The sequence below is a fragment of the Clostridia bacterium genome, from assembly GCA_028698525.1.
Lineage (GTDB): Bacteria > Bacillota > Clostridia > JAQVDB01 > JAQVDB01 > JAQVDB01.
This window is the reverse complement of sequence record JAQVDB010000030.1, coordinates 20451-29350: the sequence shown is the minus strand read 5'-3', so window position 1 is coordinate 29350 and position 8900 is coordinate 20451. Positions and strand designations below refer to the sequence as shown.

Sequence of the window (8900 nt, the reverse complement as noted above, 5' to 3'; positions counted from 1 at the left end):
CTCTGGGGTAGATACTTGGGTATATACTGGTTGAGAGGTGAGGGTGGGTATGTGTTGAATTATAGTTGTTGATGTTGACTGTGTCTGTGTTGGTGCTGCCACTCCGATACATCCCCCTGAAAACTCTATCAGGATTAAAATAAAGAGGATTTCAGCTATTTTGTTTGAGGTCATTTTGTTGATCTACAACCAATCTTAGCATCATATATAGCTGCCATTTCTCAATCCTATCTATTTTTCCATCTTTCAATATAGATGCTCCCCAGCTGATCTGCTGTGCTGACAGACTATAGGTTTTGTCTATCTGGGCAGGCTGGATCAGAGTAGTTCCCTGCCCCGAGATCACATACAAATCCTTGTTATAATCAGCCACATGGATTTTTATCGTGTTGTATCTTGCTTCTTTCATATATGGGCTGACCAGGTTAATATTTTGCGCTGTGTTAAGCGGTAATATTACCTGTTTATACAGGTTATTGAATTTTTCATCTTTAGTCGGCTGTTGATTGTTTGGTTGCAGCCATGGAATAAAAAAGGCTGCGCTTGCTACATTGGCATAAAGCACTATAATCAGTGCTATGGATAGAGTTTTTTTATAATTCATAAAGTGTTCTCCTTGGTTATTATTTGTTTTTTAAATAATATTAATTTATGTGCTTCGCTGTATGTTTTTAGCTGCGCTTTCACTGCCCTGATATGTATTTCTATCACTTCTCGGAAATATTTGAATGGGGGGTTAAGCGTACCTACGTTGAAAATAGATAATGATCTCATAATACCCCAATACTTTTAAGCCAATCCATTAAAGGGGTAAGAAAGTTTGCCAGGGATGGAGAGATAATATCCGGTCGTGGCTTCATGATCGGCTGCAATACTATTATTTTTGTATCCGGGACCCCCACAGCAGATATAAAACTGCCTGATATGGATTGGTATCCTGGCTTTTCAATCGTGTATGTATAGGTGCCTGTGATCAGAGTGAATCCATGTGGCGAGCCGAGTATATTTATTGTCCCTATGCTGCTCACGGTCATGGTTACAGGCAGAGGAGATATTATGAAATTCACTGTTGCGCCTTTCGCTGGTGTTGTTCTTGGCGTAATTATCGGGGTCGGTGTTGGTGTGGGTGCTGCTGGCTGCACTACAATTATACCGTTCACGAAAACCCTATCTACTGCCGGCTGGAAATTCGTGTTAAGTACCCTCTGTACAAGATTGTTTTTGAAAATGTTATATCGATCCTCGCTGAATTCATAATCCCGAATCATCTCATCACCGCAGCCATAAGAACTTCTCGTAATCGCTCCATGCTGGTAATAGACTTCACTTACACAATTCATAATAACGTAATTGTATTTTGAGCTATAAGTCCGTGTGCTGGTAGCGATTTTGATGTCCGCCGGGGAGCCATCACCATATAGATTCAGAAACGGTATCTGCTTCTGGTTGACATTCTGTAGGATATACACCCCGTCATCATATGTCGTGTTATATAAGATGTTTCCATATCCTGCTTTTCCCAGAACTTCTCCGTACTGATATCGGTCTATTTTTGTTCCGGTTTCAGTTCGTGCATATACAGTCGGGATGAAAGCTATGACCAATACCAGCAAGAGAGCAAAACAATATCGGGATATATGGTTTTTCATTATTACCAGCCAAATAGTTCCATGATCAAACTCCAGAAACTTGCAAGGATATTCTTTGATGATGTTACCGGAGTGCCAGTTGATGGTGGCGGAGGTGCATCCTTTTTAGAATTAAGTTGCTGTACCTCTTTTGCTTCAATCGTTTCAACTGCTTTCCATTTTTGTAGGGTATTGTCCCACGTATAATCCTGCCTGACAACCACGGCAATAAGGTAATATTTTCCCTCAGATAATGGCGTAAATTGTGCTGATGTACCGTACGGCGACATGGTAAGCTGCTGCCAGCCCGATTCATATTTTATGTTTTGTGCGCTGTCTGATACGAGCCATTCAGCAAACATGGCTTGATATGTGCCATCTGTATAATCACTATCCGGGGCTGTGAATGGGAGGTTGATTACTGTCGTGTATGGTTTAGATATGGGTATTTCAACTGCACTGCCGCCCATAATTGAAAGCCCGAATAATCCCCTGATCCCCTGCATGAGATTCGTAATGAAACTGGATATCGCCGGGGGTATTATTATAGGTTTTGGTCTTGAAGGTGTTCCTGGTGTTGTTCCTGGCGTAATTATCGGGGTTGGGGTTGGTGTGGGTTGATATGCGGTTGATGAGATCACATTCACAGTATAAGACATACTGCTGCCCCTGACCCACGTTGGAGAGCTTTGCTGACCTGAGTAATCAGTCATTATCAACAGTGCCCGTTCCTGAAGGCAATATGGATACTGACCTATTGTAGTGAATGACGGATCGGCATTAAATATGAGTTGGAGTGTATCTCTGTAAGTCAAAGTTGTTGTTTTTGTGTCAATGATCTGACCGCTTGTGCATGACCCTTTATACCATTCATATTTATATTCCAGGGTGCTGCTGCCTCCCATCCACGGTGAAATATCTGCCCGGATAGTGACCGGGACTGACGCTGAATTTGCATTGATGTATATAGTTTCCCCTATCGGCATTGAGGTTATGGTCAGGGGATTGTTTGATTGCAGCACATATTCTGTGGTTGAGTCTGAATATGTGATCTTATACAACGCTTCCCCAATTCCGAATGCTGCCAGGGGTGAGGAGCTCTTGATTAGTTCTTTTTTCACTATGCTACCTGCTGCATATACAGGCGTTGCTGCTGCTGATATAATTATCAAGAGCATTATTATTGTTGTTACGGATATTGTTTTCATATATATCAACTCCTAAAACCAATTCCAGGGAAGGATCGGGTTCGCGGCGATCCCGGTAATTGTATCTGCTACGCCTGTAAGCATCAGATATACCAGATACATCATGTAGAGAACAAATAACAGGATGATGATAACTATAAGTTGTAAGGGGTTTTTAGCCAGACTGGCAAATATTCCCTGTTTGAACATAATAAATCCAACCACTAGAGCCAATGCGCCCCAGAATATCCAGGTCATGTCAATTGGATCCTGTTGCGGGAGGTATGAGAAAAACAGGTTTACAGTCTGCGGCTCTCCCCCGGTAAGCGTTATGTCCCTTTGTGTTGGTGCAAACAATTTGGGATTCGATATATTGTTCGTGGTAAAGACATATCTACCGAGAGGAATGGTATCTTCATATTGCCCTATTCCCATCTGCACCCCGTTTTTAAATATGGGTGCGTTGCTTATTACCTCACCGTCCGGGCTGAGTGTTTTTACAATAATTTTTTGTGTGGTGGGTGGGTTTGTTGCTGACGGGACTTTGATCGTTAGAATCACGTCTTTTTTTGCCTGGTATCCAGATCCTCCTGCTGTAGCGATTATAGTTACTACCGTGCTCGAATCTACACTGACAGTAGGATTCAGGGAAAATATGAAAGTACCCTGCTGTCCCTGAGATAATCGCAGGCTGTTTGTTACTGCCGTGACTGTCGCTCCGTTTACGATCGCTGCTACGTTGATAGTGTCAGTACTTCCCCTGTTCGTGACCATGACTGTCAACGTGGCAAAGCCCTGACCTTTCGTGATACTCTGTGGGGAAAGGGTAGCTGAATCAATTAGAGGATCACCCCAGTTCTGGATCACTGTGATTGTCTTTGCCATGGCTTTTGGTATGACTGCCTGTAATTGTGTGCCTACGGAGCCTACAGGATACGAAATAATGATGTTATTAGTGCCACTGAGGGATAATGACAGGTCTGTGTATTGTAGAAGCCCCAGGGCTTTCATCCTTGCCAGGAATTGCGCCCAGTCCATAGGTAGTTTTCCAGTATCCCACGGACTGACAAACTGTACCTCGGTGTTGACTTTATCAAGATAATTTTTGAAATTGACTTTATCGAATGCTTCTATGCTGCCATACCCGTTATCTACGAAAAATACACCGCTCACATCTGTTGTTATCCCGCCTGATACTTGGTGGGATGGTGTGATTGTTGCTATGTTGCCCAGATTATCTTTTAGATATATTGCCTGCGGCTGTCTATAGTCATAGCTTTTTGTTATCGGGGCTGTGGTTGTATCTGCGGTATTCAGGACTATTTCATAGTTTGTGGTGATGGTGCTGCTGATCCCAGACCTTTCGTATGCCTTGACAGGATAGCTTACCATTGATGCCATGAATCCGGTTCTTAGAATATACTTATTATCACTATTGAGTGTTACCGGAACTGTCTGTATGGGTGCTTTTTCCGTCACCTGGATTCTGACGCTTGCTCCTGTTGTGAATTCCGTAGTTCCTGAGACAGATTTAATACCTGGTTGCAATTCAAGATCAAACGTCTGGGCATTACTCATAGCAGACATAGCTATTATCCAGTTCTCACCTTCCTGGGCACAGACAGCCCCTGAATTGCATTTGATTGTTATGCTTCCGTACGATGGCAGGCTCAGTTTTTGCGCTGCCTGGGAGATAGTTTTGATGGTGTTCCCTATCCATCCGTTCACATCATCTACGGACGCACTTGCCGGTACTGCAAAAAGCAGCATGGCAATCATGAATATTTGTATATTTCTCATCATAATTTACCTCATCAAATTGGCTATGTTTTCTATCTGGGTATCAACCGCGCTGCCTACCCCGTATGTGATCTCTATTGCTTTCCAGAACATATATGAAAGGATAACGATTATAGTTAGACCGATTATGAATATTGGATTATGGAGCAGCGAAGCTAACACACCTCTCATGGCAAAGATTATGGTTAGCGCCACTGTAAGTATAATCCAATATACTGTATCGCCTGAAGCTCCCCCACCATCCACTGACTTTGTGGTTGCTGCATATACAGGCGGGATGAAAATGACCAATACCAGTAAGAGACTTAAACAACAATAGGATGTTGTGTTGTGGTTTTTCATGTGTGCTGTCCTGCTGCACATACTATCAGCCCTATTGCTGTAAGTGTTGGGACCATAGCATCTATCTGATCTGTGGGGTCGAATATCTCCCATAATGCTGCCAGTCCTGGAACGCCCCATAGGAAAAGAGCCAGTAGCACTCCTGCAAAGTCAAAAACTGTTCCGAATCCTGGAATGCGTCCAACTGTTAAGTCAAGGGCATCCCAGATTATTGAAATTACAAATTTTATTCCTAGTGGTAATGGTATCATATTACCGCCCCTCTAAGTCCGAGTAATGTGAGATTCCATGACAGGTGACCGCCCTCTGCTGCTCCGAACCCGAATGTTTCTTTTATTCCGTACATTATGAAAAAGAGAATAAATGCGATGGCCAAGACTACATAAAATTCATTGAAACTGCTGACATTCTGGGAATATGATCCTACATGCAGGATGCTTATTATGAATATTGATGGCAGCCCATAACGCATCCTGTTAAGATTGGGTACGTCATATTTCAAGGTGTAGCCTTTGATCGTGAATATATTCCCTTTGATTATGCTACCTGTCCCTTTTCCCCATGGGAGCAGGGTAGGTAGCAGGATAAACGCTATGAAATTTTCATTGAAACTGATAGCAGACTCAATGACAATGTTTGTGAGGGTCGGGATTGTCAGGTTGAGTGTGCCTGTGAAAATGAAATGAAGGAAGATATAAAATAACGGGAAAAAGATTATAAAGTTGACTCCGATTGCCCATAGTGGTGGGACTTTCGGGACATATGGTATTGAGTTATTTTGTGCCAGCCAAGATATAGCTACCATCAGAGCCACAGCACCGACAAAATAAAAATTAATCACATCATATATCTTATCGCCTGTTCCTGGAAAAATGAAAGTCGTTGTTTCTTTAGAAATACCTAGAAAAAGCATTGCAATTACATATACTGCAATAAATTGAACTTCTCTTTTTTCAGCAAAGGCAGCCATATTGACCTATATAAATGTAAAAAAATAAAAAAGATGGGGACTTAGTTAAGTCCACGCATCTGTTCCGACTACACTCATATTCAGCATGAAGTTTGTTGCTGGTGAATCGTAATGACCGCCTGCGCTCGTGAGAGCGTTGCTGTTCTGGGTCGTCTTAAAATAGAATAAGACTGAGCCGCTTGCCGGGTGGTCATATGTGACTTTTACAGACATTCTTCCTTTTGCTGTGGTTGAGGTTCTCAACAATCCTTCTGCGGGGAACGCACCGACTTTATACATCTTATCGGTTGATGTGGTGAGTGCGGGTACTGCCCGGAACAGGTTTTCAGAACTTACGACTTCCTGCGGTATGCCAGAATAAGTTACTGCGGTTCCTGTTTCCGGGGTGATTGTTATTGTTTTGATAGCTCCGATGTTGGATTGCGGGGCTTCCAGCCATAGAACTGAATCTGTCCACTGCTCACCGTTATTGGTGGGGAACATATCGAACGTAACAGATTTCTCCACACTGCTGGCTTCTGACTCAAGATATGATGTAACTGCTGTGTCTGCGTAGTTATAGTAGAGCAATGTTGGATAATTGTACCATACCTTTACGGGGTTGCTGATAGTCCATGCATTTCCACTATCAGAGTTTTCAAGTCCTGTGAGCTTTGCTGTCATGACAAAGCTGACGTTCTCTGCCGCCCCGGGTGTATTGTCCTGGTAGCCGGCAAAAGTCACTATGTCGCCGACCTTGCCTGTATATCCTGCAAGCGAATATACACCGGTTGTCAAACTCATAGTATATGGTGCGATCTCTCCTATCTTGCCTTCCTGTATCAATTTCATGAAGTCGTTTCTATCAGATACTTCATTGTGTAGTGCATAGATCGTGCCTGTTGAGGCATATGTGCCTCCGACTGCGTTTTTGACATTCAATTTCAGTGTTGCGCTTGTACCTTGTAGTGCTGCCTGCTGATCCTGTTGATTGGTCGGCACTTTGAGTTCCTGTACTGGAAGACCCAAAATACCTGATGCGTTGACCGCCAGGATAAGAGCCAATCCCCAAATTAACCCATTCAGGATCCGTGTTCCTTTTTCTTCAACCTTGCCAATTCTGAGTATGCCAAAGACGTCAAGACCGCCGATGAGCAAAATCAGCCCTATGACGAGGGGTGCTATTCCTGCTGCTGTGCTGAATCCGAGTATAATCAGGATCAGCCCAATCACCTGTAAAATTGTGTTTAAACTTATTTTCATGTTTTCCTCCAATAAATAGGGGTTTTACCAGCAAGCCTTTATAATTAATAATATATAACATTATGTATAACAAGATATATAAAATATACTCTATAACGCAATCGGTTAAGGGTATAACATAGTAAAAATATTTGAACGACCCCACCCCAAACGGCTGAGGCTTATTATGGTTCTTCGCTCTGTTTGGTCCCGATATATATTCTACTTTAAGGGATACTATCAGATGGGAGATTAAAACAACTTGGAGGTAATTGCATTTGATTATCTAGCTTTCCAAACAGATTTATGAGTGCATCTAACTTGATCTTTCCTTTTTTTGTTAGCAGGTAATGGTATATGCAGCCCCTGGTATCCCTATGTTTGATTGGATTCCTGGGGTTTTTCCGGACTCTTATATTTTTACGCTGCACATATCCTTTATCCCATAAGTAAGTTAGAATATGAGTGATATTATTTTGCGTCCTGCCGTCACATTGTGGCGTAATCCTTATAGAGATCGCAAGATGATGATCATTTCTGAGAGTCATGATCGCCTGCAAGACCCTGTACATAGGTTTACCATCCCATTCAGTCTTGGTCATATAATGTTACGTTATCTTATATTTAAGATATATAGTTTTCCCTGTGGATATCTCAGATATCAACCAGAAACCAAGTAAGAAACTCTTAATCAAAATAATCATCCCCACGTCTGGATTTATCTTCGCCTGTGAATATGCGCCAGAATTCCTTTGATTTCCTGAATCCCCTGATATATGTCTCCTGCCAGATCGTTGCTGCTGACTGCCCGTCTGCAAGCATCTGGTTGGCGTCTGCCATCGCTAACTTATCTGCGTCTGCCTGGCTGCCTCCAGCCTTATCTATATACTTGCTGAACGGCTTGCTGAGTTTCTCAGTATAGAATCCGGGCATGGGTAGATACGTGAGGTTGGACCCCCCTCCAGTCATGACTATCCCCCAGTCCTTGTTTGTGCTGGGTACTCTCGCGTAGTCGCGATCCTCAGGGTCGATCTGGAAGTATGCATAGATCGGATTCTTGGCTATAGTGGCTCTTTCCATATCATCCTGACCGAATGCAGAGGTAGAGAAACCTTTACTGATATGAACATTCGTGAATCTGCTGATGTTTTTGTCAGCGATCGCACTGAACTGAGTGACGTATACGACTTTCGCACCTGAGTGCCTCCCCACCGGCAGCCATGCAGTGCTGTTTTCGTTTTCTTTGCTCATGCTGCGCCGTGAACTTGATCTGACCCCCGCCTCATCGTATAATACTATATCTCCTGCTGCCATATCCATTATGTTAGTAATTGGCTCTGCCCATTCTGGAAGTGCGTCTGCATCTGATTTTACCGGGAGTACCACTTTGATATTGAAATCTTCCCGTAATTGATCGAGCAGCCACCATGCGCTTGATCCTTTACCAGACCCACCCATGCCGGTAAGCAGGATCACGTATGTTTCTTCTTTCTTGATTGTCCTTAACAGCTTCTGTTGGTGGATTTCAACGGATTTAGTATTGTCCTTCCAGTCTTTGATTACCTGTTTACCCAATCCCGGATTCCAAATAAAATCATATCTGACTGTTCCTGGGGTGGCTAACTCAATTGGATCAGTCCATAACCCCCCTCTACTGAACTCATCTACCCAAGAATATAAATAATCATTGACTGTTGTAAAATTCTGATCCAGCCAATGCAGATGTGAGGGGTTTTTAGTGATCATTTATCC

At 42.9% G+C, this 8900-nt stretch carries 10 protein-coding genes; all 10 read right to left on the bottom strand.

Annotation, left to right across the window (positions count from 1 at the left end; translation table 11 throughout):
* Positions 1-151 precede the first annotated feature (151 nt).
* Positions 152-604 carry a hypothetical protein gene (locus PHP06_06030; GenBank protein ID MDD3840117.1) on the bottom strand — a complete coding sequence of 151 codons (453 nt, stop codon included), beginning with the start codon at positions 602-604 and terminating at the stop codon, positions 152-154.
* Positions 605-770: 166 nt separating this feature from the next.
* On the bottom strand, positions 771-1649 hold the full coding sequence (locus tag PHP06_06025) for a hypothetical protein (GenBank protein MDD3840116.1): 879 nt from the start codon (positions 1647-1649) through the stop codon (positions 771-773).
* Between the two features lie 2 nt (positions 1650-1651).
* Positions 1652-2836, bottom strand: a complete 1185-nt coding sequence (locus PHP06_06020; protein ID MDD3840115.1) for a hypothetical protein — start codon at positions 2834-2836, stop codon at positions 1652-1654.
* Positions 2837-2848: 12 nt separating this feature from the next.
* Entirely contained in the window at positions 2849-4618 is a 1770-nt protein-coding gene (locus PHP06_06015; GenBank protein ID MDD3840114.1) for a hypothetical protein, read from the bottom strand.
* Between the two features lie 3 nt (positions 4619-4621).
* Positions 4622-4957, bottom strand: a complete 336-nt coding sequence (locus tag PHP06_06010; protein ID MDD3840113.1) for a hypothetical protein — start codon at positions 4955-4957, stop codon at positions 4622-4624.
* Positions 4954-5208 carry a hypothetical protein gene (locus PHP06_06005; protein ID MDD3840112.1) on the bottom strand — a complete coding sequence of 85 codons (255 nt, stop codon included), beginning with the start codon at positions 5206-5208 and terminating at the stop codon, positions 4954-4956. Before PHP06_06005 ends, PHP06_06010 begins: the two co-directional genes overlap by 4 nt.
* Complete coding sequence (locus tag PHP06_06000) at positions 5205-5927, bottom strand: hypothetical protein (protein ID MDD3840111.1); 723 nt, start codon at positions 5925-5927, stop codon at positions 5205-5207. Before PHP06_06000 ends, PHP06_06005 begins: the two co-directional genes overlap by 4 nt.
* Positions 5928-5972: 45 nt before the next feature.
* Positions 5973-7169, bottom strand: coding sequence for a hypothetical protein (locus tag PHP06_05995; protein ID MDD3840110.1), 1197 nt, complete (start codon positions 7167-7169; stop codon positions 5973-5975).
* 206 nt (positions 7170-7375) lie between these two features.
* Complete coding sequence (locus PHP06_05990; GenBank protein ID MDD3840109.1) at positions 7376-7720, bottom strand: hypothetical protein; 345 nt, start codon at positions 7718-7720, stop codon at positions 7376-7378.
* A gap of 115 nt (positions 7721-7835) precedes the next feature.
* Entirely contained in the window at positions 7836-8894 is a 1059-nt protein-coding gene (locus PHP06_05985) for a hypothetical protein (GenBank protein MDD3840108.1), read from the bottom strand.
* Positions 8895-8900 lie beyond the last annotated feature (6 nt).